This is a genomic window from Cellulosimicrobium sp. XJ-DQ-B-000, from assembly GCF_031119065.1.
Taxonomy (GTDB): Bacteria; Actinomycetota; Actinomycetes; order Actinomycetales; family Cellulomonadaceae; genus Cellulosimicrobium; species Cellulosimicrobium funkei.
In genome coordinates, this window is the sequence record NZ_JAVHYN010000002.1 from 1 (window position 1) to 22,141 (window position 22,141).

Here is a 22,141-nt window from a genome sequence, read left to right on the forward strand (position 1 = left end):
ACGTTCGTGTTGACGCTGAAGCCCATGATGAGTCCTCCGTGAGACGGGCGAGTGGATGATCCCCCAGCCCATCCATGGGCCGGTCACCGAGCACTCTCGGCAGCCACCACCCCCTCGTGGTCAGTGACCTGTGTCACTTTTCGGGAGCCTCGGGGGCTCAGCCCAGGAGCTGCAGCACCGACGACGGCGCCTGGTTGGCCTGCGCGAGCATCGCCGTCCCCGCCTGCGCCAGCACGTTCAGGCGGGCGCCGTCGCGCAGCTCCTGGGCGAGGTCGGCGTCCCGGATCCGCGACTCCGCCGCGCGCAGGTTCTCCCCCGTGCTGCCCGCGACGCGCGCCGCGTGGTCGAGCCGGTTGATCGTCGCGCCCATGCGCGAGCGCTCCTCCGAGACGCGCGAGATCGCGCGGTCGATCGCCTCGACCGCCGCACGCGAGGTCATGTGCGCGAGCTCGGGGTACCCCGCGCCGGTCAGGCTCACGCGCAGGTCGCCGTCGCCCGCGACGAGCACCGACGACACCGCCCACGTCACGCGCGGGAGCTGGACGGCGATCGTCGAGGCGGCGTCCCCCTCGGCACCGACCTGGAAGGTCACGGTCGGCTCGCTCGCGAGGAGGAGCTGGTCGGCGAAGGCCGACTCGTTGTGGGTCCGGCTCACCTCGCGCGCGAGCGCCGACAGCTCGTCCTCCATCGCGGCGCGCGCGTCCGGCCCGTTCGTGTCGTTCGCGGCCTGGAGCGCGAGCTCGCGCATGCGCTGGAGCATGCTCTGGATGCCGCCGAGCGCGCCGTCCGCCGTCTCGAGCATGGCGACCGCGTCCGCCGCGTTGCGCTGCGCGACGGCGCTCCCGTTCGCCTGGGCCCGCAGGCCCTCGGCCGTCGTCAGGCCCGCGGAGTCGTCCGCGGCGGTGGTGATCCGCAGGCCGGACGCGAGCCGCTCCGCCGACGCGCCCTGCTCGCGCTGCGTCGTCGCGAGGCGGCGGTACGTCGTCGCCGCCGCCACGTTCGTCACGATCGAGAGACCCATGCGTGCGCTCCTGTCCCGCGCGGCCCGGGCGGGCCGGCTCGTCCGGTACCGGCCCGTCACCTCGACCGGCCTGCTCCTGGGGACTGTCGGACGCCGCGGCCCGACGGTGGCCGACGTCGACCGACGCCGGTCGACGCCGTCGCGGCCCGGGTCACGACGCCGCGGGCACCGCCCAGGCGGAGCGCTGCGTGGCACCGCCCGCGACGCGCTCGCCCATCGCGGCGAGGTACTCCCGCCGGCGGGCCGTGAGCGGCGCGGCCGGGCCCTTCGCCTCGCGGCCCGAGTAGTGGGCCTCGAGCCCCTCGCGGAGCAGGCGGACCGCCTCGATGCGCGCGTGCGAGACGGTCGAGTGGCTGATCCCCAGCTCGGCGGCGAGCTCGCCGACGCTGCGCCCCGCGAAGTACACCTGCTCGACGACGTGCCGCAGCTGGTCCGGCAGCGCGGCCACCGCCTCGCGCACCACGTGCCGTTCCTCGACGGACAGGACCTGCTCCTCCGGGGTCGGCGCCTCGAGCGCGACGTGGTCGTAGGTGGTGTCCTCCATCGCCACGATCGAGCGGCCGGCGTCGTCCCGCGCCGCGCGCACGTCCGCGACCGCGACGCCCATCGCCTCGGCAACCTGCGCGTCGGTCGGCTCGCGGCCGAGGGACGCGGTGAGCGACGCCGTCACGGCCGTCAGCGCCTTGATGCGGCGGCGCGCCGAGCGCGGGGCCCAGTCCTGCGAGCGCAGCTCGTCGGCGAGCGCCCCCAGGATGCGGCGCCGCGCGTACGCGCCGAACGGCACGCCGCGCGTCGGGTCGAAGCTCGTGGCCGCCGTGGTGAGGGCGACCGCGCCGACCGACGCGAGGTCCTCGCGCGAGAGGTGGTCGGCCCGCGCGCACAGGTCGGAGACGAGGAAGCCGACGAGGGCAAGGTTGTCGACGACGAGAGCGTTGCGCTCGGAGAGGTTCACGCCGAAGCACCTTTCTGCTGGGGCGGGCCCGGTACGGCACCGGGAGACGCGGGTGAGGCACGCGGTGGCACCGCGTCCTGACCTCTCCCATGCAGCGGGCGCGGGGATCAGCCGCCACATGCGCGCCGCGCGTGCCGACAGTGGGTCTCGAGCGGGCGCTGCCCGCCGTCCCGACCGACCACCGCGCACACAAGGGAGAGCCACGTTGGGCCCTCAGGAGCTGTCGACCCTGCTGTGGCGAGAGCGCGAGCTGCTCGAGATGCTGCTGTTCAAGCTCGAGGAGGAGCAGCTGCTCCTCACCGCCGGCCGCACCCGCTGGCTCGCCCACGCGAACCGCGAGGTCGAGACCGTGATGGAGAAGGTGCGCGAGGCGACCCTCGTGCGCACCGTCGCGTCCGAGACCGTCGCGGCCGAGTGGGGCCTGGCGCCCGACGCCACGCTGCGGGAGATCGCCGCGGCCGCCCCGGCCGCGGGGCCCTGGCGCGAGATCTTCGAGGGCCACCTCACGGGCCTCACGGAGCTGACGGTGCGGATCAAGACCGTCCGCGACACGAACACGCAGTTCGTCAACCACGCGTCGCGCTCGACGCAGGAGACGCTCGCGACGCTCGGCGGCGAGCCCCGCACCTACGACGCGACCGGCGCCACCACGGACCGGTCCGACGTCGCCCGCCTCTTCGACACGGTGCTGTAAGGAGTCCCGCCCATGAGCTCGTTCTCCATCCTCAACACCGCCTTCCGGGGCATGAGCGCCGCCCAGGCGGGCATCGACGTCACCGGTCAGAACGTGGCCAACGTCAACACGCCGGGCTACACGCGCCAGCGCGTGCAGCAGTCGGCCACGGCCCCGCTCACCGAGATGGGCCTGGGGCGGCTCTCGCAGTCCGCGCGGTCCGGCCAGGGCGTGTCGATCGACGGCGTCGCCCGGCTCGGGAACCTCTTCCTCGAGTCGCGCGTGCGCCAGACGGCGTCCGCCGACGGGTACGCGAGCGTGCGCGCCGCGGCGTTCACGGCCGTCGAGGACATCCACGGCGAGCCCTCCGACACGGGGCTGTCCGCCGCGCTGCAGTCGTTCTGGGGCGCGTGGCAGGACGCCGCGAACTCCCCCGGCAAGGACGCCCAGGCCTGGGTCGTGGTCGAGGAGGCCGGCGCCGTCGTCGACCGGATCGTCGACGGCCGCGCCCGCGTGGAGGCCGCGTGGGGCCAGGCGCGCACGAGCGCGGGCTCGCTCGTGGCCGAGATCAACACGGTCGCCGACAAGATCGCCGCGCTCAACACGCGCATCCTCGACGCCTCCGGCCAGAACGGCTCCGCCAACGAGCTCGTCGACCAGCGCAACCAGCTCGCCGCCGACCTGGCGCGCCTCGCGGGCGCCCAGACGAGCACGAACCCCGACGGCACCGTCAACGTGCTCCTCGGCGGGAACCTCCTCGTCGACGGCCACCACGTGAACGAGGTCCGGCTCGTCGGGTCCTCGACGCTCGACGGCGCGGCCGACGACGCGGTGCGGCTCGAGTGGTCGCACCGCCCGGGCGCGGCCGTCGGGCTCGAGGGCGGCGAGCTCGCCGGGCACCTGTCGGCCCTCGCGCCGGTGTCGTCCGGCGGGATCTACGCCCAGGCCGCGGCGGGCTACGACGCGCTCGCGTCGGCGCTCGTCACGCAGGTCAACGCGCTGCACACGACGGGCCTGACGCCGTCGGGCACGCCGGGCGGCGCGTTCTTCGCGATCGAGCCCGGCAGGTCCGCGGGCGCCGGCCTGCGGGTCGCGGTGACCGCGCCCGGCCAGGTCGCGACCGCCGCCGTCGGGGCGGGATCCCTCGACGGGTCCGTGGCCGACCGCATCGCCGCGCTCGGGAGCGCCGGCGGCGGTCCCGACGCGGTGTGGTCGACGCACGTCACGCAGCTCGCCGTGAGGTCGAGCTCCGCCGGCTACGACGCGAAGCTCGCGACCACGGCGTCGACGGCGGCCTTCAGCGACCTGCTCTCGCACTCCGCCGTCTCGCTCGACGAGGAGACCGTGAACCTCATGCAGTACCAGCACGCCTACCAGGGCGCGGCCCGCGTGCTCACCGCCGTCGACGAGATGCTCGACCACCTCATCAACCGCACCGGCCGCGTCGGGCTGTAGCCCACGACCAGGTCCGCAAGGGGAGAACCGTGCGCATCACCAACCAGATGCAGGCCTCGTACGTCACGAGGAGCCTGCAGTCCAACCTCGCGAGGATCGCCGAGCTCCAGGAGCAGGGCACCTCGGGGCGCAAGCTCACGCGCGCCTCGAGCGACCCGTCGTCCGCGGCGGACGCCCTCGCGATCCGCGGCCGCCTCGCGGCCGAGCAGCAGTACGACCGCAACATCGCGAACGGCGAGGGCTGGCTCGCGACGCTCGACTCGACGCTCGGCACCGTGACCGACATCGTCCAGCGGGTGCGCGACCTCGTCCTCCAGGGCGCGTCGGACACGACGTCGACGGAGGGCCGGGAGGCCGTCGCCGCAGAGCTCGTGGAGCTGCGCGACGAGCTGCTGCGCCAGTCGAACTCGACGTACCTCGGGCGCACCGTCTTCGCCGGGACCTCGGACGAGGGGGTCGCGTTCCGCGACGACTACTCGTTCACGGGCGGCGGGGCGTCCGTCGAGCGCCGCATCGGCGTCGACTCGACGGTGCGCGTCGACATCGACGGCGCCGCCGTCTTCGGCACCGGGTCCGGCTCGGTGTTCGCGCTGCTGGACACCGTGGCGGCCGACCTGCGGGCCGGCAACGGGAGCGGCAGCCATCTCGCCGCCGTCGACGCGCGGCTCGACGCGGTCCTCACCCAGCACACGACCGTCGGCGCGCGCCAGAACCAGCTCGAGCGCGCCGCCGACACCAACCTCGGCAACCGCACCTCGCTCGAGACGCGCCGCGGCGCCATCGAGGACGTCGACCTCGCCGAGCTCGCGATCGACCTCCAGCTCAAGCAGGTCGCCTACCAGGCGACCCTGAGCATCGGCGCCACCCTCCTGCAGCCCTCCCTCCTGGACTACCTCCGCTGATGACCACGCTCACCTTCGTCACCCCGCCTCCCGGCCTCGCGGCCCGCCGGTTCGAGCTGCTCACCGAGCAGGGCGACGGCGTCTACACGCTGTCCGCGCTCGACACCCCGGGCGTCGAGATGCTCGTCCTCGACCCCGGCCGCTGGGTGCCCGGCTACTCCCCCGCGATCCCGTCGTCCGACCTCGCGCGCATCGGGGCCGAGGACACCGACCCGCTCGTGCTCGTCGTCGCGAGCGTGCGCGCCGGCGGCGTGCACGCGAACCTCATGGCGCCGGTGCTCGTGCACCCCGACACGGGCGCCGCGGTCCAGTCCGTCCTCGACGGCCAGGGGCTCGACCTGCGACGGACCCTCGTCACCGCCTGACGTCGCGGACGACCGCGTCCCCACCCCCACCACAGCCACCCCGGCGCCGCTCACGGCACCGGGGTGGCTGTCCGTCGTCGTGCCGTGCGGTGCGGTGCCGGGACGCGCACCGGGACGGGCACCGGGGACGAGCACCGGGCCGGGGACGACGAGAGGCCGGGCCCGGGGCGTACGCCCCTGGCCCGGCCTCCGCACGGGTCGGTCCCGGTCGCCGTCAGGCGAGGACCACCGTCAGCGCCCCGCCGCCGTAGCCGGCGATCTCGATCTCCGCGTCGAGCCGGCGACCGGTGCTGCGCAGGAACGACACGGGCGCACCGGGCAGCGGCCCGCGCGTCGAGTCGAACACCTCGGCGAGCTTGAGGTGCGGCGCGTCCTCCGCGTTGAAGAGGGCGGCCGTGACGTTGAGGACCTCGGACAGGTTCTCGAGCAGGACGTCGCTCAGCGTGCCCTCGGCCGCCGCGTCCTGGGCGGGGCCGGGCGGCACGAGGCCGATCGAGGCGCCGAGGTGGGCGCCGAGCGGGACGTCGACGGCGACGACCGCCTCGACCTGCGCCCGGTGGCTGACGTAGGTCGCGGCGATGACGCCCGGCCGCGTCTCGGGCGTCAGGAGCGCGCTCGCGCGCACGGCCGTGCACCCGCGGCCGACCAGTCCCGCGTACAGGTCGCGGATCTCCTTGAGCTCGGGCAGGGGGGTCGTGGTCACAGGGGGCTCCTCCGGAGGGACGTGCGTCGGGTCAACGGACGTGGGGACGCAGGACGTCCTCGAACGTGTCCGCGTCGAACGGCTTGGCGATGAGGAACAGGGCGCCCTCGGCGTCCGCGAGCTCGCGCATCTGCGGCGAGCCCTCCGACGTGACGAAGCCGAACGGCACGCTCGACCCCGCGGCGCGCAGCGCGCGCAGGACGTCGATGCCGTTCATCTCCGGCATGTTCCAGTCGGACAGCACGAGGTCCGGCTGCTCCGCCTGGGTGAGGGCGAGCGCCTCGGCGCCGTCCCCGGCCTGCAGGATCTCCCAGTCCTTGAACCCGGCCTGGCGCAGGGTCCGGACGACGATCTGCCGCATCACGCGGCTGTCGTCCGCGACGACGACTCTCACAGCTGTTCTCCGTCCTTCGAGGTCCACAACGAGATGACGAGGGGTTCGCCGCGCCACAGCAGCGCCTGCGCGTGGTCGGCCGCCCGCGCGACCGCCGGGCCCGTGGTATCGACCACGGGCAGGGTGAGCGAGGAGCCGCCGTCGAGCATGCCCTTGAGGTTCCCGCCGACGACGTTGGCGACCTCGCCGAGCGCGTCGCGCACGTCGTCGAGGCCCACGGTCTCGTCGTCGTCCAGCTGGAGGAGCGCGCGCGCGATGCGGTCCGCGGTCGGGCGGGCGGTCACGACGAGCGTGCGCCACGAGGTCGGGCCGACGATGTCGACCCACGCGTGCACGGGGTCGGGGATCGGCGCCCCGAGGGCGTCGACGGGCTCGAGCAGGCCCGGCTCGCCGTCGACCATGGCGGCGAAGAGGTCCTGGGCGATGGGCAGGACGCTCTGGGTGAGCGTGTCCCGGGTGTCGATCATGCGAGCTCCTTGGTCGGCAGGAGCCCGAGCATGTCGAGCTTGCCCATGAGTGCGTCCGGCGTGAACGGCTTGATGAGGTACTCGTGGGCACCGGCGGCGAGCGCGCGCACGATGCGCGACTGCTCGGACTCCGTGGTGATCATCATGAGCGTGAGGTCGCGCCACTCGCGGCGCGCGCGGACGGCCTGCACGAACTGCAGCCCGTCCATCACCGGCATGTTCCAGTCGACGCACGCGAGGTCGAAGCGCTCGCCCGCCTCGAGCAGGTCGAGCGCCTGGCGTCCGTCACCCGCCTCGGCGGTCTCGAAGCCGAGATCCCTCAGCGTCGTGGCGACGATGCGGCGCATCACGCGGGCGTCGTCGATGATCAGCGCTCTCATGCGCTGCCTCCTCGGAGTCGGTAGATGGAGCCCTGCGTGACGTCGACCCGTTCCCACGCGGGATCGACGCCGACGGTGGTCTCGGCGGCCCCCAGCAGGAGGAAGCCGCCCGGCCGCACCCGGCTGCGGAGCCGGGCGAGGATCGACTGCTTGGTCGGCATGTCGAAGTAGATGAGCACGTTGCGCAGGAAGACGATGTCGAACATCCGCGGCCCGGGCGGCGCCGTGAGCAGGTTGTGCTGCTGGAACGTGAGGTTCTCCCGCAGCGCCGGGTCGACCTCCCACTCGGCGCCCACGCGCCGGAAGTTGCGCACGAGCATGGGCGCGGGCAGGCCGCGGTTGATCTCGAGCTGGCTGTAGCGGCCCGTCCGGGCCCGCTCGACGACCTGCGCGTTGATGTCCGTCGCGAGGATCCGGTAGCTCCGCACCCGCTCCTCGCGCAGGACCATCGCGATGCTGTACGGCTCCTGGCCGGTCGAGCACGCCGCGGACCAGATGCTGAGGTCCGCGCCCGCGAGCTCCGGCAGGATCGCCCGGCGCAGGGCGGTGAACGGCGAGGTGTCGCGGAACCAGGACGTCTCGTTGGTCGTCATGGCCTCGACGACGCGCACGGTCTCCGTCGGGGAGCCGCCCCGCAGGTAGCGGCGGACGTAGCTGTCGACGGCGTCGGGGCCCTGCAGGCCCTTCTCGCGCGCGAGCGGCCCGAGCCGGGCCTCGACGAGGTACTCCTTGCCCGGCGCGAGCTGGATCGCGCTGTGCTTGCGGACCAGGTCGCTCACGTAGGCGAACGACTGGGTCGAGACGGTCATGCGTGCGCTCCTTCGGCCGCACCGACGATGGCGCGGGCGACCTGGTCGAGGGGAAGGACCGCGTGGGCGTGCCCCGCGGTCGTGACGGCGCCCGGCATGCCCCAGACGACCGAGCTCTGCTCGTCCTGGGCGAGCACGTGGCCGCCGGCGCGGGCGATCTCCCCCGCACCGTCACGGCCGTCGGAGCCCATCCCCGTGAGGACGACGGCGAGCAGGTCGCCGCCGAGCGTGCGGACCGCGGAGCGGAACAGGACGTCGACGGCGGGGCGCGTGAAGTTGACGGGCGGCCCGTCCGTGACGAGGGTCGTCAGGCCCGTGCCCTGGCGGCCGAGCTCGAGGTGCCGGCCGCCGGGCGCCAGGTAGGCGTGACCGGGACGGAGCACCTCGCCGCCGGCGGCCTCGACCACGGTCGTGGGCCCCGCGCGGTCCAGGCGCTCGGCCAGCTGCCGCGTGAACACCGGCGGCATGTGCTGGACCACGAGCATCGGGACGGGCAGCGGCGTGGTCAGGGACGACAGCACGGTCCGCAGCGCCTCCGGCCCGCCTGTGGAGGAGCCGACGACGACCGCGCGCACCGGTCGGGCCGGGGCGGGACGCCGGACCGCGGTCGTCGTCCCACCGGACCGCGCCGTCGGGGCGGCGGGCGCGCGCGGGACGAGCGCCTTGATCTTCGGCGTGAGCTCCAGGCCGACGCGCTCGAGCGCGGTCTGGACCGACCCGCTCCCGCTCGGCTTGGTGACGTAGTCCGTGGCTCCGGCCGTGAGGGCGTCGAGCGTCGCGGCCGCCCCGCGCTCGGTGAGCGTCGAGAACATCACGACGGGCATGCGCCGGCCGGCCGCGCGGAGCGCCCGGACCGTCTCGATGCCGTCCATGACGGGCATCTCGATGTCGAGCGTGACGACGTCGGGATCGAGCTGCTCGACCTTCGCGAGGGCGAGGCGACCGTCGGCCGCCGTGCCGACGACGGTGATCTCGGGGTCCCGGTCGAGCGTCTGCGCGACGAGGCGACGGATCACGACGGAGTCGTCGACGACGAGCACGCGGATCATCGCCGACCTCCTCGGGCGCGGCGCGCGCCGGCCGCGCGGGGTGTGGGCGTCATGGCCGGCGGTCTCAGAGCCGGAACCGGGAGACCTGGGCGTCGAGCAGCTCGGAGACGTGGGCGAGCTCGCCGACGGCGACGTTGAGCTGCTCCATCGACCGGGCGCTCTCCTGCGCGCCGGCGGCGATGCCGGTGATGTTGCCCGCGATCTCGCTCGACCCCGTCGCCGCCTCCTGCACCCCCCGCGACATCTCGTTCGTCGTCGCCGTCTGCTCCTCCACCGCCGACGCGATCGTCAGCTGGTAGTCGTTGATCCGCCCGATGATGTCCGCGATCTCCCCGATCGCCTCCACCGCACCCACCGTGTCCCCCTGGATCGCCTCCACCCGACGCGCGATGTCCTCCGTCGCCTTCGCCGTCTCCTGCGCCAGCTCCTTCACCTCGCTGGCCACCACCGCGAACCCCTTGCCCGCCTCACCCGCACGAGCCGCCTCGATCGTCGCGTTCAACGCCAACAAGTTCGTCTGCTCCGCGATCGACGTGATCACCTTGATCACGTCACCGATCTCCTGCGACGACGTCCCCAGCTTCTGCACCGTCTCGTTCGTCGCCGCAGCACGCTCCGTGGCCTTGTTCGCCACCTTCGCCGCCTCGTTCGAGTTCTGCGCGATCTCCCGGATCGAAGCCCCCATCTCCTCCGCACCCGCAGCCACCGTCTGCACGTTCTGCGACACCTGCTCCGCCGCCGACGCCACCACACCCGACTGCGCCGCCGTCTCGTCCGACGACGCCGAGAACTGCGCACCCGCCGCAGACAGCTGCTCCGTCGCCGCAGCCACCGCCTCCGACGTCCCCGCCACCTCCGCGATGATCCCCCGCAAGTTCTCCTGCGCACTCGTCAACGCCGCAGCCATCTGCCCCAGCTCGTCACGACCCACCACCTCCGCACGCACCGTGAGGTCGCCGTCGCCCAGCGCGGTCAGGCTCCTCGACACCGCACCGATCCGGACGGCGATGCCGCGCGCCACGACGTAGGACAGCGCGGTCGCCGCGAGGGCGCCGAGCACCGCGACGAGGATCGTGGCGAGCAGCGCCCGTGCCGCGAGCGTGTCCGTCTCCTCGGCGAGCTCCGCCGCCTGCTCGCCCTGGGACACCGTCTCGACCTGCATCGCGTCCAGGACCCCCGTCGTCAGGGGGCGGACGGTGTCGTCGAAGTACGCGGCGAAGCCTGCGGTGTCACCCGCGTCCGCCAGCGGGAACAGCTCGCCCTCGGCCGCCGCGTAGTACGCGTCCAGGGCGGCGACGAGCGCGTCGACGTCGGTCTGGCTCACCGCGTTCGGACGGTACGCCTCGATCTGGGCCTCCAGGTCGACCTTGCGCTCCACCAGCTCGTCGAGGAGGCTCGCCCGGGTCTCCGCGTCCGCGATCCCGTACTGGACCACGCGGGCGCGGTCGCCCTGGAAGGCGCGCTGGATCTCCGTGAGCTGCTGCAGCGGCGTGACGTTGCCGCGGTACATCTCGTCGGCGTCCGCGCGCAGCTCGCGCATCGAGACGAGCGCGACGGCCGTGATGACGGCGGTCACCACCACCATCACGAGGACCGACGTGAGGATCTTGACGAGGACGGGGCGGTCCCCCCACAGGCGTCGAGGCGCGTCCTGCTGCTGGTTCGTGGTCATCGTGGTCGTCTCTCTGCGTGGGTGCGTGCGTGTCAGGGGGTCAGCAGGTCAGTAGGTGAACCGGGAGGCGCGTCCGCGCAGCTCGGCGGCCATGCGCGCGAGCTCGGCGATCGACCCGTTCATCTGCTCGACGGCCTGGGCCGTCGACGAGGCGCCGGCGGCGATGCCGGTGATGTTGCCCGCGATCTCGCTCGACCCCGTCGCCGCCTCCTGCACCCCCCGCGACATCTCGTTCGTCGTCGCCGTCTGCTCCTCCACCGCCGACGCGATCGTCAGCTGGTAGTCGTTGATCCGCCCGATGATGTCCGCGATCTCCCCGATCGCCTCCACCGCACCCACCGTGTCCCCCTGGATCGCCTCCACCCGACGCGCGATGTCCTCCGTCGCCTTCGCCGTCTCCTGCGCCAGCTCCTTCACCTCGCTGGCCACCACCGCGAACCCCTTGCCCGCCTCACCCGCACGAGCCGCCTCGATCGTCGCGTTCAACGCCAACAAGTTCGTCTGCTCCGCGATCGACGTGATCACCTTGATCACGTCACCGATCTCCTGCGACGACGTCCCCAGCTTCTGCACCGTCTCGTTCGTCGCCGCAGCACGCTCCGTGGCCTTGTTCGCCACCTTCGCCGCCTCGTTCGAGTTCTGCGCGATCTCCCGGATCGAAGCCCCCATCTCCTCCGCACCCGCAGCCACCGTCTGCACGTTCTGCGACACCTGCTCCGCCGCCGACGCCACCACACCCGACTGCGCCGCCGTCTCGTCCGACGACGCCGAGAACTGCGCACCCGCCGCAGACAGCTGCTCCGTCGCCGCAGCCACCGCCTCCGACGTCCCCGCCACCTCCGCGATGATCCCCCGCAAGTTCTCCTGCGCACTCGTCAACGCCGCAGCCATCTGCCCCAGCTCGTCACGGGCCTCCACCTGCGCGCGCACGGTGAGGTCGCCCGAGGCGAGCGCGCCGAGGGCGTGCTGGACCGTGCCGGCGGAGCGCCGGATGCCGTTCGCGACACGCACGCCCACGACGACCGCGAGCAGGAGCCCGACGGCGGCGACGACGATCATGAGGAGGAAGGCCCGCGTGGCCTTCGCCGCGGCGTCGTCCGCGACGGTGTCGAGGTAGGCGTACACCGCGTCGCCGGACGCCGCCAGCGAGGTCCGGTAGGACTCGATGATCTCGTCGTTGGCCGCCTGGATCTCGGGCGTCACCGCCTTGGCCTCCACGGCCGGCATGAGCGTCGCGTCGCGGAAGGCGAGCCACTCGGCCCAGCTCGCCTTGAACGCGTTCCAGTTCGGCTCGTCCACCCCGTCGGCGGCCAGCACCGCGTCGATCACGCCGATCTGCTCCTCGACGAGGGCGTCCGTCGCGGCCATCTGCTCCACGGTCTGCTCGCGGGCCTCGCCCTGGACGATGTCGTACTGGTAGGTGAGCCGCCACGCCTCCTGGGCACCGTGGTCCACCTCCGCGTTGCTGCGCAGGAGCGAGCTCGCGACGCTCGCGACCGACGCCGTGTCGTCGGACGTCGACCGCAGGCTCTGCAGGGCGAACCCCACGACGAGGACGAGCACGACGGCGAGCACGCCGAGCGCGGTGAGGATCTTCGTGCGGACGGAGAAGTCGGCGAAGCGACGCCGGCGCGCGGCGGGCCGCGGGGTCTCGAGCGTGGACATGAGGAGCTCCTGGGGACGTGGGGACGAGAAGAGGAAGGGGGCGAGCCGGTCGGGCTCAGGACGCCGCGGCGTCGACGTCGAGCGCGAGCAGCAGCCGGTCGGAGAGCTTGTACGCGCCGCGGATCACGGCGCGCAGCTCCTCGGGGAGCGTCTGGGGCGGCGTCTCGAACTGGTCGGCGTCGACCTCGAGCACGTCGCCGATCGTGTCGACGAGCAGGCTCACCGTCTCGTCGCCGACGAAGACGACGACCATCATCTGGTCGCCCTCGTGGGCCGCCATGCCGAGGCGTCGCCGCAGGTCGACCGACAGCACGACCTGGCCACGGAGGTTGACGAGGCCCCCGACGTCGTCGGGCGCGAGCGGAACGCGCGTCCGGGCGCGGCCCGGCAGCACCTCCTGGACGCGGTCGACGGGGATCCCGCAGAGCCGGTCGGCCAGCGTGAACGTCACGAGCTGCTGCGTGGTCATCGGGCACCTGCCAGCGACAGGTCGTTCTCGGCCGTCGCGTCGTCGAAGGGGTCGAGGTCGTCGTAGAAGCCGGGGTCCGCCGCCTGGACAGCGCTGCGGACGTCGAGCAGCTCCGTCACGCGGTCCTTGAGGACGGTCGACCCGGTGAGCCCGTGGCCGTCGATGTCGCTGCGCCGGCGCGCGTCGTCCTCGACGATGTCGAAGATCTCCGTGACCGCTATCGCGATGCTGCGCCCCGCGCGGGTGTACACGACGATGTCGAGCTCGTCCGCGGGCGGGCCGCCCGCCGCGCCCAGGAGCTGGTCGAGCCGGACGAGCGGCAGCAGCGCGCCGCGGTACTGGAGCACCTCGCGCGAGCCGACCTGCTCGATCGTGGCGGCGCGGATCCGTTCGAGCCGCGTCACCGCGGAGAGCGGGATCGCCACGCGGCGGTCGCCCGCCCCGACGACGAGCATCTGCTCGACGGTCGTGGCGCTCTCCGTCGTGTCCTGCGCGTACGCGCGGGCCATGTCCGCGGCGTCCGACGTGAGCACCTTGCGGGCGATCGCCTGGAGGTCGAGGATGAGCGCCACCCCGCCGTCGCCGAGCACCGTCGCCCCGGAGTACATGCCGATCTGCTTGAGGCGGTTCGCGAGCGCCTTGACGACGATCTCCTCCATGTTGAGGACGCGGTCGACGATTACGCCGAAGCGCTGGTCGTCGGCCTCGACGACCGCGATCACGCGACCCTCGGACTCCGGGTCGAGCCCGAGCACCTCGGAGAGCGACAGCAGCGGGAGCAGCGTGCCCCGCAGCCGGAAGACGGGGGCGGTGCCGACGTGCTCGATCTCGCCGTGCTGGTCGCCGAGGGCGACGAGCTCGAGGAGGCTGACCTGCGGGATCGCGTAGACCGCGCCGCAGCACATCACCGTGAGGGCGGGCATGATCGCGAGCGTCAGCGGGATCCGCATGCGCCACGTCGTCCCGGTCCCGACCGTCGACTCGACGTCGACCGAGCCGCCGATGGCCTCGATGTTCGTGCGGACGACGTCCATCCCGACGCCGCGCCCGGACACGTTCGTGACCTTCGCCGCCGTCGAGAAGCCGGGCAGGAACAGCAGGTCGAGCAGCTCGGACGGGGCCATCGCGGCGACGTCGCCCGCCGTCCGCAGCCCCTTGGCCACGGCGGTGCGGCCGACCTTCTCGGGGTCGATGCCCGCGCCGTCGTCCGTGATCTCCACGACGACCTGGCCGTTCGAGTGGTACGCGCGCAGCGTCACGAGCCCCTGGGGCCGCTTGCCGGCCCGGCGCCGGTCCTCGGGCGCCTCGATCCCGTGGTCGACGGCGTTGCGCACCAGGTGCGTCAGCGGGTCCTTGACCGCCTCGAGCAGGGAGCGGTCGAGCTCGGTGTCGCCGCCCGTCATCTCGATCCGGACGTCGCGACCCAGCATCTTCGCGAGGTCGCGCACGACGCGCGGCATCTTGGACCACACGTGCTCGATCGGCTGCATGCGCGTCTTCATGACGCCCTCCTGCAGCTCGGACGCGATGAGGCTGAGGCGCTGCGCGGACCGCTTGGTCTCCTGGTCCTCGCCCGCGCCGGCGATCCGGTCGATCTGGTTGCGCACCAACACGAGCTCCCCGACCTGCCGCATGAGCGTGTCCAGGAGGTCGACGTCCACCCGGATCGAGCCGTCCGCAGCGTTGCGGGTGTGCGGCTCGGGCTCGGGTGCCGGCTCGGGCGCGGGCGCCGGTCCGACGGCGGGCGTGGGCTCCGGCTCGGCGGCGAGCACCGGGGCGGTCCGGGGCGCGGGAGCCGGCTCGGGTGCGGGAGCCGGCTCGGGTGCGGGGCCCGCCGCGGGCGTGGGCTCCGGCTCCGGCTCGGGAGCGGACTCGGTGCCGGCCGCGGCGTCGGGCGAGGTGCCGTTCGCGACAGCGGGCGCGACGTCCGGCTCCGGCGCCGCCGTGCCGTCCTGGACCGCGACGATCCGCGCGACCATCGGGTCGACGTCGAGGTCGTCCCCGGCACCGGCCTCGACCTTCGCGAGGATGGCACGCAGCGTGTCGACGAGCGCGAGCAGCACGTCCGCCGTCGGCTGGTCCATCGCCCGCTCGCCGTCGCGCAGCTCGGACAGGAGCGACTCGCCCACGTGGGACACGCGCTCGAGGTTGGCGAACCCGAGGAAGCCGCTCGTGCCCTTGATGGTGTGCACGGTGCGGAAGATGCTGCTCAGCAGCGCGCGCGACGACGGGTCGCTCTCGAGCGCCACGAGGTCCTGGTCGAGCTGGTCGAGGTTCTCGTAGGACTCGACCAGGAACTCGTGGACGATCTCGTCCATCTCGTCCACGTCCGTACCTCCCCGCCATGTCTGGCGTGTGTCTGTCTCGTCGCCGGTGTCCGGCGTGCGGCCCGGGTACCCCCGCGGGTGCCCGGGTGGCCGACCCGTTCGGCACGGGCGGTCACGGCGTACTCTCGGTACGCGCTGCCGCCTCGTGGGGTGCGGGTCGTCCGGGGTCGTGTCAGGCGGTGGCCTTCTGCGCGGCGCGGTTCACGAGGCCCGCGGCCTCCGGGCGCGTCATGCCCTGCAGGACGAGCTCCTCGACCAGCGAGGCGATGAGCTCGTGGACGTCGCGCGGGTTGAGCGGCGAGCCGGACCGGCGCCGGGCGAGCTCCTTGTTCAGCGGGGCGCAGCGTTCGGCGATGGTCGTGCGCGGGCGTGCCGGGACGGCGGCCATGGGGTCTCCTCTCGGTGCCTCGCGGGCGAGGCGCGTCGGTGGTCGTGAGGTCCTATGCGACGAGCGAGCGCTTCTGGCCACCCGTGCGGGCCGCGGCCACCAGGTCCGCCAGCGCGCGGCGCACGGCGAGCGGCGTCGCGCCCAGCGGGGCGCCGGGCAGCGCCGCGGCCGTCGTCAGGGCGGCGAGGTAGCGCGCCGCGTCGCGCGTCGTCTCGCCGGTCCCGCGGTCGGGGTCCCACGCGGAGCGCGCCTCGTGCTCGTGCTCGAGGAAGACGGCGGTGAGCTCGGCGACCCAGGCCGCGTCCACGCCGCAGCCCGCGACGGCCTGCTTGACGGCGACGCGGGTGCGGGAGACGGCGGGCCGGCCGGGGCGCGCGCGGTCGGCGAGCGCGTCGCGGACGAGCAGGTCCGCGATCCGGGCGCCGTACTCGTGGTCGGCGAGGGTCGAGAGCCGGTCGCGGTGGAACGCGGCCCAGAGGCGGCCGAGCAGGACCGCCCGGCGCTCGTCGGTCGGGGCGAGGAGCCCGACGACGGAGCGCAGTGCGAGGCCCTCGTCCTCCTCGACCCACCCGAGCATCCGGGCGCGCACGTCCGGGTCGAGCGGGCGGTCGAGCTCGGGCAGGTCGAACGCCTCGCGGATCGCGCCCGCGTCGATCTGCGTGCGGAGCACGCCGCGCTGCCGTGCGGCCGCGCTCACGTGCGTCTCGTAGAGCTGCTCGAGCTGCGCGGAGCGCCCCGCGTCGACGACGTCCGTCGCGGGGTCGGGGACGACCGGGAGCTCGTGCAGGAGGCCCGCGAGCCGGCCCTCGTCGTCGACCGTGCCCTCCAGCAGGTCGGTCGACACGATCTGCCCCACCCGGCGCGCGCTGCGCACGGTGCGCAGGAGCGTGCGGTGCATGAGCGTGTAGTCGCCGAGCGCCTGGCGGATGGAGCCGGCCGCGCTCGCGCCGTCGGCGAACACCTCGAGGTCGAAGAACTTGGTGCCGTTGCGTCCGGTCGAGTCGCCGGTCGCGCCGTCGGCGCTCGGGAGGTCGAGGAGCTTGCGGGTGTAGAAGTCGACGGCCGCCTCGACCATGTCGTCGTGCAGGAACCGCGCGACGTCGTGCCGGTGGCAGTAGCGCAGCGTCTCGGACGGGATGATCCCGGTCCGGAAGACGGCCTCGAAGACCGCCATGCGGGCCTCGCGCTCGGGGAGCGCACCGGCGCGCACGCGCAGCGCGAGGTCGGTGGTGAGGCGGTCGAGCTCGTCGCTCGCGCGGTCGTGGGTGCGGGGGGCGGGGACGTCGGTGGCGACGGTCGAGGTGTGCATGGCGAGGGTGTGTGCGGCGCCCGCGCGAAAATCGGCCGCTCGCAGCCCCACGGCGCTGTGATGTCCGTCACACCATGGCGGGCGGCGTTCGAGGTGGCGCGCGCAGGTTGGCGCGCGCCCCCGCCGCATAGGCGTGGAGACCACCACGACGAGAGGACCCCTGTGGAGCACAGACGCCGGACGTTCGACGCCGGACCGGGAGCGGGCCTCCTGCTCCCCTCGTCCGCGATCGAGACGGTGGCCCGCCTGCACCGCTGGCAGGCGTTCGCCGGCCTGGCCGACGGCGAGGTGCTGCTCTCGCCCCTGTCCGCGTCACCGCTCCCCCTGCCGTGGACCGTGCCCGCGGGCCGACGGCGGTGGACCACCGTGCGCCCCGAGGCGATGTGGCACCCGCTCCTGTGGCTGCCCGAGCGCCTGAGCACGCCGCGGGTCCTGCGCGACCCGGTGACGGGCGAGACGTGGGGCGAGACGTACGACGAGTGGGCGCTGCGCGTCGTGCTGGAGCTCACCGAGGCGGGCCCGGTGACGCTCGACGGGCAGGAGTGGGTCCTGCTGCACGACCCGGCGCACGACCGGTTCGTGCGCCCCGCCGGGCCGGAGGACCACGACCTCGTCCCGCTGTTCGACGTGACGACCGGGACGTGGCTCGACGTGCTGTCGACCGTCGGGCTCGACGTCGACGACCGGGCGGACGTCGCCCGGGTCGAGGCGTGGCTCGCCGGCGGGGACGACGCCGCGCTCGACGCGGTGGACCTCGACCGGCACCTGCACGCCGAGGGGCGCGACCCGGCGTGGTCGCTCGACCGGGTGCACCGGCCCCTCGCCGGGCCGGGCGAGTCCCGGACCTACGTCGAGGACCTGCGCGACGCGTCGTCGGCGCTCGTGGCGCGCGAGCTCGGCGAGCGCGCCGCCCGCCTGGGGCGCGGCCGGGCGACCGCGCGCGAGCTCGGCCGGCAGGTCGGCACGCTCGCGCGCATCGCGTCGACGCTGCTCTCGCCGCGCGAGCTCGTCGCCGAGGACCTCGGGCTCGCGCTGTCGCTCGTCACCGCGAGCGCCGAGCGGGCGACGACGAGGCGGGCCGCGCTCGACGCCGTCGCGGACCTGCGCATGGTGCTCGGCCCGGTCGCGCAGGCGGCCGCCGTCGGGCTCGACCGCGTCGCGCTGCGGTCGGAGATCGAGACGGCGCAGGTGCACCGGCAGGTCGCGGCGCTCTCGGGCCGGCCGGTCGCCTGAGGCGCGCTCGCCGGTGCCCGGTCAGGCGTCCCGCGGGGCGTGCTTGGCGAGGAACGCGTAGACCTCCGTCGCGTCGACGCCGGGGAACGCGCCGCTCGGGAGCGCGGAGAGCACGTGCTGGTGCATGCGCGCGCTGGGCCACGACGCGTCCTCCCAGCGCGCGGCCGCGTCCGCGGCCGGGCGGCGGCAGCACGACTCGTCCGGGCACGACGACTGCCGCCGCACCGTCGTGTCCCGGCCGCGGAACCATTTCGCCGACGCGAACGGCACCCCGACGGCGATGGAGAACTGGCCGGACGTCGTCGTGCCGGTCTGCGTGGAGCACCAGAACGTGCCCGCGGGCGTGTCCGTGTACTGGTACGACTCCTGCGCGCGGTCGCGGCGCGTGAAGGCCTCGCGGGCAGCCCACTTGCGGCACACCATCTGGCCCTCGATCGAGCCCGTGACGTCGGCGGGCAGGGGCAGGCCGTCGTTCTCGTAGCCCCGGAACAGCGCGCCGTCGTCGCCGACGCGCAGGAAGTGCAGCGGGATGCCGAGGTGCACGGTCGCCAGGTTCGTGAAGCGCTGCGCGGCGGCCTCGTGGGTCACGCCGAACGCGTCGCGCAGGTCCTCCACGGCGAGGTCCTTCTCGCGCTTGCGCCGCTCCAGGAAGTCGACGGCCGCGGTCTGCGGGATGAGGCAGCACGCGGCGAAGTACGTGATCTCGACGCGCTGGCGCAGGAACTCCGCGTACGAGCGCGGCCGCTCGTGCCCGAGCACGCGGTGCGCTATGGCCTGGAGCGCGAGCGAGCGCAGCCCGTGGCCGCCGGGGATCGACGCGGGCGGCAGGTAGATGCGCCCGTTCTCCAGGTCGGTGACGGTGCGCGTCGAGTGCGGCAGGTCGTCGACGTGCCAGATGGTGAAGCCGAGCTGCTCGGCCATGCGCGCGACGGTGCGGTGGGTGAGCGCGCCGACCGTGTAGCCGGCCTTGCGCGTCATCTCCTCGGCGAGCGCCTCGATCTCCGGGTAGTAGTTGTCGCGCGCCTGTCGCTCGAGGCGGAGCTCGGTGTTGGCGCGGCGCGCCTCCTCGGGGGTCGCGACGGCCTCGGTCGCGCGGCGCTGGAGCTCGGCGTGCAGGCCGACGAGGTTCTCGAGCACCGGCAGGGGCAGCTTCTGGCTCGCCTTCACGGCGGGCAGCCCGAGGCCTGCGAACAGGGGGCCGCGCTGGGCGCGGTCGAGCGCTATCTCCAGCGCGGCGCGACGCGACGGCGGCTCGTCCGTGAGCAGGTCCGTGACCGGGACGTCGAGCGCCTGGGCGAGCTGCTGGAGGAGCGACAGCCGCGGCTCGCGGCGCCCGTTCTCGATCATCGACAGCAGGCTGGGCGCGGTGCCCACGGCCTCGCCGAGCGCGTCGAGGGTGAGGCCGCGCGCCGTGCGGAAGTGCCGCACGCGCCGGCCGAGCGTGATGAGGTCCGCCTGGGCCGCGGGCTGAGCCTCGGGACGGTCCCCGGGGCGGCTGGACGACGTCGTGCTGGCCATGGCTTGACAGTACGTCAAGATCAACGAATCTTCACAGTATTCTGAGACGAAATCTACGCCGGTTCCGCGTGAGGCTGGAGGTACAGCACCGCCCACCCGCCGAGCGAGGAGAACCCATGACCACCGCCGCAGGCCCCCGCCAGACCCGCCGCACCCGCCAGGCCGCGCTGCTCGACGACGTCGAGACCGACCTCGCCGGGCTGTCGACGGACCGGTCGCCGGGGCAGCGAGGCGGCACGGCCGACCCTCGTCCGCGCGACGCGCGCGCCTGGGTGCGGGAGATCGCGACCCTCACCGAGCCGGACGCGATCGTCTGGTGCGACGGCTCCGCGGCGGAGAAGCAGCGCCTGACCGACCTCCTCGTCGACGCCGGGACGCTCCTGCCCCTCGACCCGGAGCTGCGCCCCGGGAGCTACCTCGCGCGCTCCGACCCGAGCGACGTCGCGCGCGTCGAGTCGCGCACGTTCATCTGCTCGCGCGAGGAGGTCGACGCCGGCCCGACCAACAACTGGCGCGAGCCGGAGGCCATGCGCGCCGAGCTCCGCGACGTGTTCGAGGGCTCGATGCGCGGCCGCACGATGTACGTCGTGCCGTTCTCGATGGGCCCGGTGGGCGGCCCCATCTCCCAGGTCGGCATCCAGGTCACCGACTCGCCGTACGTCGTCGTGAGCATGGGGATCATGACGCGCGTCGGGACGGCCGTCATGGACCTCATCGACGCCGGTGCCGCGTTCGTGCCCGCCGTGCACTCGGTGGGCGCGCCCCTCGTCGACGACACCGGGGCGGTCTCCGAGGACGTGCCGTGGCCGTGCAACGACACGAAGTACATCGTCCACTTCCCGGAGACGCGCGAGATCTGGTCGTACGGCTCCGGGTACGGCGGCAACGCCCTCCTCGGCAAGAAGTGCTTCGCGCTGCGCATCGCGTCCGCGATGGCGCGCGACGAGGGCTGGCTCGCCGAGCACATGCTGCTCATCCGCGCGACGTCGCCCGAGGGCCGGGCCTACCACCTCGCCGCGGCCTTCCCGTCCGCGTGCGGCAAGACCAACCTCGCGATGCTGCGACCGACGATCCCCGGCTGGACCGTCGAGACCATCGGCGACGACATCGCGTGGCTGCGCCCCGGCCCCGACGGCCGCCTGCGCGCGATCAACCCCGAGGCCGGCTTCTTCGGCGTCGCGCCCGGCACCGGCGTCGAGACCAACCCCGCCGCCGTCGAGACGTTCGCGCGCGACACGATCTTCACGAACGTCGCGCTCACCGACGACGGCGACGTCTGGTGGGAGGGCCTGACCCCCGAGCCGCCGGCGCACCTGATCGACTGGACCGGCCAGGACTGGACGCCCGACGCCGGCCGCCCCGCCGCGCACCCGAACTCGCGGTTCACCGTCTCCGCGGCGCAGTGCCCGACGATCGCCGACTCCTGGGAAGACCCCGACGGCGTCCCGATCGACGCGATCGTCTTCGGCGGACGCCGCGCGACCAACGTCCCGCTCGTCGCGCAGGCGTACGGCTGGGAGCACGGCGTCTTCATGGGCGCCACCATCTCCTCCGAGCAGACCGCCGCCGCCGAGGGCACCGTCGGCGCGCTGCGCCGCGACCCGTTCGCGATGCTGCCCTTCTGCGGCTACAACATGGCCGACCACTGGGCGCACTGGCTCCGCGTCGGCGCCTCCCTCGACCCCGAGAAGCGCCCCAAGATCTTCCAGGTCAACTGGTTCCGCAAGGACGCCGACGGCCGGTTCCTCTGGCCCGGGTTCGGCGAGAACGCGCGCGTCGTCGCGTGGATCGCGGCACAGGTCGACCGCTCGCGCGGCGCCCGCACCGACAGCGGCGCCGTGAAGAGCCCCGTCGGCCTGCTCCCCGCGCCCGGCGCGCTCGAGCTCGGCGGCCTCGACCTGGACGACGCCGACCTCGACGCCCTGTTCGACGTCTCGCCCGAGCAGTGGCTCGCCGAGGCCGAGCTGACCGCGGAGTTCTTCGACACCTTCGGCAACCGCGTGCCCGACGAGCTCTGGGCGCAGCTCGCGCGCCTGCGGGACCGCCTCGGGCGGGGGTAGCCGCCCGAGCGAGGCGGTCCCGTTTGAATGGGAGCCACGAGCCCGCATTGATGCGGTAGGACGTCGCAGCGGCTTGCAACGCAGCGATTGCTCTCGTCAAAAGCGGTGCTGACCTTCGTTCGTACGCAGGGAAAGAGGTTCTCGACGGTGACCCCCAGAGCGAGCCTCGGGCGGCTGGGGCCGTACCAGCCGGCCAGTTTACGGGTGACGCTTTCCGCCACGCAGTTGGGACGGTGGATTCTCTTCGCCAGAACCGCGGGCGCTCCGATCATCAAGTGTGCCTGACAGCGGCGTTTGTGAAAGGCAGATCGCAAAGGCGCAACCCAGGCA

General features: G+C 73.8%; 21 protein-coding genes. 6 read left to right on the forward strand and 15 right to left on the reverse strand.

Annotated elements, in window-relative coordinates; all coding sequences use genetic code 11:
- Positions 1–157 precede the first annotated feature (157 nt).
- Both RDI86_RS03940 and RDI86_RS03945 read right to left on the reverse strand, forming a co-directional pair.
- Positions 158–1,021, reverse strand: a complete 864-nt coding sequence (locus RDI86_RS03940) for a flagellin (RefSeq protein WP_076403310.1) — start codon at positions 1,019–1,021, stop codon at positions 158–160.
- Positions 1,022–1,172: 151 nt separating this feature from the next.
- A complete protein-coding gene (locus RDI86_RS03945) occupies positions 1,173–1,973 on the reverse strand; it encodes a sigma-70 family RNA polymerase sigma factor (protein ID WP_308820754.1) in 801 nt (266 codons plus the stop codon).
- A 205-nt stretch (positions 1,974–2,178) separates the two neighbouring features.
- Between RDI86_RS03945 and RDI86_RS03950 the strand changes: the two genes are divergently transcribed.
- From RDI86_RS03950 to fliW, 4 genes are read left to right on the forward strand one after another with little or no spacing between them, the layout of a single operon-like run.
- A complete protein-coding gene (locus RDI86_RS03950) occupies positions 2,179–2,667 on the forward strand; it encodes a flagellar protein FlgN (RefSeq protein ID WP_021483253.1) in 489 nt (162 codons plus the stop codon).
- Between the two features lie 12 nt (positions 2,668–2,679).
- Complete coding sequence (flgK, locus tag RDI86_RS03955) at positions 2,680–4,101, forward strand: flagellar hook-associated protein FlgK (protein WP_076403311.1); 1,422 nt, start codon at positions 2,680–2,682, stop codon at positions 4,099–4,101.
- 29 nt (positions 4,102–4,130) lie between these two features.
- The gene (gene flgL, locus RDI86_RS03960) at positions 4,131–5,003 is read left to right on the forward strand and encodes a flagellar hook-associated protein FlgL (protein WP_241005902.1); all 873 of its coding nucleotides are present in this window, start codon (positions 4,131–4,133) and stop codon (positions 5,001–5,003) included.
- Entirely contained in the window at positions 5,003–5,368 is a 366-nt protein-coding gene (gene fliW / locus RDI86_RS03965; protein ID WP_021483278.1) for a flagellar assembly protein FliW, read from the forward strand. The genes flgL and fliW overlap by 1 nt, the downstream gene beginning before the upstream one ends.
- A 214-nt stretch (positions 5,369–5,582) precedes the next feature.
- On the opposite strand, the gene RDI86_RS03970 is transcribed toward fliW, so the two are convergent.
- The 12 genes from RDI86_RS03970 to RDI86_RS04025 form a co-directional block, all read right to left on the reverse strand.
- The gene (locus tag RDI86_RS03970) at positions 5,583–6,071 is read right to left on the reverse strand and encodes a hypothetical protein (protein WP_021482434.1); all 489 of its coding nucleotides are present in this window, start codon (positions 6,069–6,071) and stop codon (positions 5,583–5,585) included.
- A gap of 31 nt (positions 6,072–6,102) precedes the next feature.
- A complete protein-coding gene (locus tag RDI86_RS03975) occupies positions 6,103–6,465 on the reverse strand; it encodes a response regulator (RefSeq protein ID WP_308820755.1) in 363 nt (120 codons plus the stop codon).
- On the reverse strand, positions 6,462–6,932 hold the full coding sequence (locus tag RDI86_RS03980) for a chemotaxis protein CheX (protein ID WP_021482436.1): 471 nt from the start codon (positions 6,930–6,932) through the stop codon (positions 6,462–6,464). Before RDI86_RS03980 ends, RDI86_RS03975 begins: the two co-directional genes overlap by 4 nt.
- On the reverse strand, positions 6,929–7,312 hold the full coding sequence (locus RDI86_RS03985) for a response regulator (protein WP_021482437.1): 384 nt from the start codon (positions 7,310–7,312) through the stop codon (positions 6,929–6,931). The genes RDI86_RS03980 and RDI86_RS03985 overlap by 4 nt, the downstream gene beginning before the upstream one ends.
- Positions 7,309–8,121 (reverse strand): protein-glutamate O-methyltransferase CheR, encoded by an 813-nt coding sequence (locus RDI86_RS03990; RefSeq protein WP_043658116.1) that lies wholly within the window; start codon positions 8,119–8,121, stop codon positions 7,309–7,311. The genes RDI86_RS03985 and RDI86_RS03990 overlap by 4 nt, the downstream gene beginning before the upstream one ends.
- Positions 8,118–9,170 carry a chemotaxis response regulator protein-glutamate methylesterase gene (locus RDI86_RS03995; RefSeq protein ID WP_163188833.1) on the reverse strand — a complete coding sequence of 351 codons (1,053 nt, stop codon included), beginning with the start codon at positions 9,168–9,170 and terminating at the stop codon, positions 8,118–8,120. Before RDI86_RS03995 ends, RDI86_RS03990 begins: the two co-directional genes overlap by 4 nt.
- Positions 9,171–9,234: 64 nt before the next feature.
- Positions 9,235–10,842 (reverse strand): methyl-accepting chemotaxis protein, encoded by a 1,608-nt coding sequence (locus tag RDI86_RS04000; RefSeq protein ID WP_251176556.1) that lies wholly within the window; start codon positions 10,840–10,842, stop codon positions 9,235–9,237.
- A gap of 48 nt (positions 10,843–10,890) precedes the next feature.
- Positions 10,891–12,507 carry a methyl-accepting chemotaxis protein gene (locus tag RDI86_RS04005; protein WP_076403317.1) on the reverse strand — a complete coding sequence of 539 codons (1,617 nt, stop codon included), beginning with the start codon at positions 12,505–12,507 and terminating at the stop codon, positions 10,891–10,893.
- Between the two features lie 55 nt (positions 12,508–12,562).
- Positions 12,563–12,976 (reverse strand): chemotaxis protein CheW, encoded by a 414-nt coding sequence (locus RDI86_RS04010; protein WP_144681705.1) that lies wholly within the window; start codon positions 12,974–12,976, stop codon positions 12,563–12,565.
- The gene (locus RDI86_RS04015; protein ID WP_308820945.1) at positions 12,973–15,294 is read right to left on the reverse strand and encodes a chemotaxis protein CheA; all 2,322 of its coding nucleotides are present in this window, start codon (positions 15,292–15,294) and stop codon (positions 12,973–12,975) included. The genes RDI86_RS04010 and RDI86_RS04015 overlap by 4 nt, the downstream gene beginning before the upstream one ends.
- Before the next feature lie 181 nt (positions 15,295–15,475).
- On the reverse strand, positions 15,476–15,691 hold the full coding sequence (locus tag RDI86_RS04020; RefSeq protein ID WP_043653789.1) for a hypothetical protein: 216 nt from the start codon (positions 15,689–15,691) through the stop codon (positions 15,476–15,478).
- 52 nt (positions 15,692–15,743) lie between these two features.
- The gene (locus tag RDI86_RS04025; protein ID WP_076403322.1) at positions 15,744–17,000 is read right to left on the reverse strand and encodes a hypothetical protein; all 1,257 of its coding nucleotides are present in this window, start codon (positions 16,998–17,000) and stop codon (positions 15,744–15,746) included.
- Between the two features lie 162 nt (positions 17,001–17,162).
- Between RDI86_RS04025 and RDI86_RS04030 the strand changes: the two genes are divergently transcribed.
- A complete protein-coding gene (locus RDI86_RS04030; RefSeq protein WP_061266650.1) occupies positions 17,163–18,233 on the forward strand; it encodes a hypothetical protein in 1,071 nt (356 codons plus the stop codon).
- 21 nt (positions 18,234–18,254) lie between these two features.
- On the opposite strand, the gene RDI86_RS04035 is transcribed toward RDI86_RS04030, so the two are convergent.
- Entirely contained in the window at positions 18,255–19,751 is a 1,497-nt protein-coding gene (locus RDI86_RS04035; RefSeq protein WP_194522086.1) for an XRE family transcriptional regulator, read from the reverse strand.
- A 116-nt stretch (positions 19,752–19,867) separates the two neighbouring features.
- Between RDI86_RS04035 and RDI86_RS04040 the strand changes: the two genes are divergently transcribed.
- Positions 19,868–21,811, forward strand: coding sequence for a phosphoenolpyruvate carboxykinase (GTP) (locus RDI86_RS04040; RefSeq protein WP_308820757.1), 1,944 nt, complete (start codon positions 19,868–19,870; stop codon positions 21,809–21,811).
- Positions 21,812–22,141: the final 330 nt, after the last annotated feature.

Coding starts and splice junctions, on each gene's coding strand:
- RDI86_RS04020 (WP_043653789.1), bottom strand. CDS start 15,691: ATGGCCGCCGTCCCGGCACGCCCGCGCACGACCATCGCCGAACGCTGC.
- RDI86_RS03940 (WP_076403310.1), bottom strand. CDS start 1,021: ATGGGTCTCTCGATCGTGACGAACGTGGCGGCGGCGACGACGTACCGC.
- RDI86_RS03995 (WP_163188833.1), bottom strand. CDS start 9,170: ATGATCCGCGTGCTCGTCGTCGACGACTCCGTCGTGATCCGTCGCCTC.
- RDI86_RS04035 (WP_194522086.1), bottom strand. CDS start 19,751: ATGGCCAGCACGACGTCGTCCAGCCGCCCCGGGGACCGTCCCGAGGCT.
- RDI86_RS04025 (WP_076403322.1), bottom strand. CDS start 17,000: ATGCACACCTCGACCGTCGCCACCGACGTCCCCGCCCCCCGCACCCAC.
- RDI86_RS03990 (WP_043658116.1), bottom strand. CDS start 8,121: ATGACCGTCTCGACCCAGTCGTTCGCCTACGTGAGCGACCTGGTCCGC.
- RDI86_RS04000 (WP_251176556.1), bottom strand. CDS start 10,842: ATGACCACGAACCAGCAGCAGGACGCGCCTCGACGCCTGTGGGGGGAC.
- RDI86_RS04015 (WP_308820945.1), bottom strand. CDS start 15,294: ATGGACGAGATCGTCCACGAGTTCCTGGTCGAGTCCTACGAGAACCTC.
- flgK (WP_076403311.1), top strand. CDS start 2,680: ATGAGCTCGTTCTCCATCCTCAACACCGCCTTCCGGGGCATGAGCGCC.
- RDI86_RS03985 (WP_021482437.1), bottom strand. CDS start 7,312: ATGAGAGCGCTGATCATCGACGACGCCCGCGTGATGCGCCGCATCGTC.
- RDI86_RS04010 (WP_144681705.1), bottom strand. CDS start 12,976: ATGACCACGCAGCAGCTCGTGACGTTCACGCTGGCCGACCGGCTCTGC.
- RDI86_RS03980 (WP_021482436.1), bottom strand. CDS start 6,932: ATGATCGACACCCGGGACACGCTCACCCAGAGCGTCCTGCCCATCGCC.
- RDI86_RS04005 (WP_076403317.1), bottom strand. CDS start 12,507: ATGTCCACGCTCGAGACCCCGCGGCCCGCCGCGCGCCGGCGTCGCTTC.
- RDI86_RS04040 (WP_308820757.1), top strand. CDS start 19,868: ATGACCACCGCCGCAGGCCCCCGCCAGACCCGCCGCACCCGCCAGGCC.
- fliW (WP_021483278.1), top strand. CDS start 5,003: ATGACCACGCTCACCTTCGTCACCCCGCCTCCCGGCCTCGCGGCCCGC.